The sequence below is a fragment of the Vibrio sp. D173a genome (assembly GCF_030248475.1).
Window position 1 is genome coordinate 1 of the sequence record NZ_JAHGAH010000235.1, and the last position, 1,278, is coordinate 1,278.

Below are 1,278 nucleotides of genomic sequence, written 5' to 3' on the forward strand. Positions count from 1 at the left end.
AGTGATATATTCACAATTACTTATTGCAATTAATGCAACATGGAAGTGAAGATTTAATGAACATCAAAAGCCTGCAATTATTCATTCATCTATGTGATAGTAAAAGCTTCGCTAAGACAGCAGCAGCAATGCATATCAGCCCTTCAGCACTGAGTCGGCAGATCCAGAAATTGGAAGAAGAAACACATCAACGGCTGTTCTTGCGTGATAACCGAAGTGTTGAATTAACAGTTCAAGGAAAGAAGCTATTACCTGTAGCACTGAAGATCTTAGGTGAGTGGCAGCAATACCAAAGTTATGTCAAAGGGACAGAAGACGAGTTAAAGGGTGAGATACGTTTATTTTGCTCGGTAACCGCAAGTTACAGCCACCTCCCAGAGCTGATTTCTGAATTCCGCATTCAGCATCCATTTATCGAATTCAAACTCTCTACTGGCGATCCAGCGCAAGCCATCGATAAAATATTGGCAGATGAGGCTGATATCGCGATCTCTGCTAAGCCAGACCAACTGCCAGCTAAAGTCTCCTTTGAACCAATCAGTGAGATTCCCCTATCGGTGATAGCGCCAGTTGGAGTCAGCAGCTTTGCAGAAGAACTGCAGAAAGAAAGTCCGGATTGGTCAACGATCCCTTTCATCGTCCCAGAAGCAGGCACAGCAAGAGAAAGAGCGAATGTTTGGTTTAAGCAAATGAAGATCAAACCAAATATCTACGCACAGGTGGCAGGACATGAGGCTATTGTCAGCATGGTGGCTTTAGGCTGTGGCGTCGGTATCGCACCGGATGTGGTAATCAACAACAGCCCTGTCAGAGAGAAGATAAATCGACTCAAGGTTCTACCTATAAAACCATTTGAACTCGGGGTCTGTTGCATCAAGAGCCAACTAGAAAATCCATTAGTGAAAGCCCTATGGGAAGTCGCAGAAAGTAAGTATATCTCCCTGTAGACATACCTGACTCAAATAGGAATCTTAAGCCCGCTACACAAGTACCGGGCTTTTTGTTTGCAGTCAATCTTGAACATAAAATCTAGAGCAGCACAAAAAGAGCGCAACGTCACTGTTCATGTAACAAAGATAGTACTAGAAAAACGATGAGAGTAAGTAAGCACTTACGTTTGGGGAGTTTTAAGGCTTAGAAAATAGCCAATGATAAAAGAGAAATAAGACCTTTATCCCACAGAGTTCGCTATGCTGCTGGCACTGGACTCTGAAGATATCAACCCAATACAAAAGTTTTTTCTAAACAAGTGACAGAACGGCTGGGCTTGCACGCAAT

The 1,278-nt window shown here is 43.0% G+C and carries 1 protein-coding gene; it reads left to right on the forward strand.

All coding sequences use genetic code 11. From position 1 onward, the window contains the following. Nucleotides 1-56: 56 nt before the first annotated feature. A complete protein-coding gene (gene ilvY, locus KIV40_RS21285) occupies nt 57-947 on the forward strand; it encodes an HTH-type transcriptional activator IlvY (protein ID WP_285351179.1) in 891 nt (296 codons plus the stop codon). The last annotated feature ends 331 nt before the right edge of the window (nt 948-1,278 follow it).

Excerpts from the sequence above, each read along its gene's own strand:
- ilvY (WP_285351179.1), top strand. The coding sequence starts at position 57 with ATGAACATCAAAAGCCTGCAATTATTCATTCATCTATGTGATAGTAAA.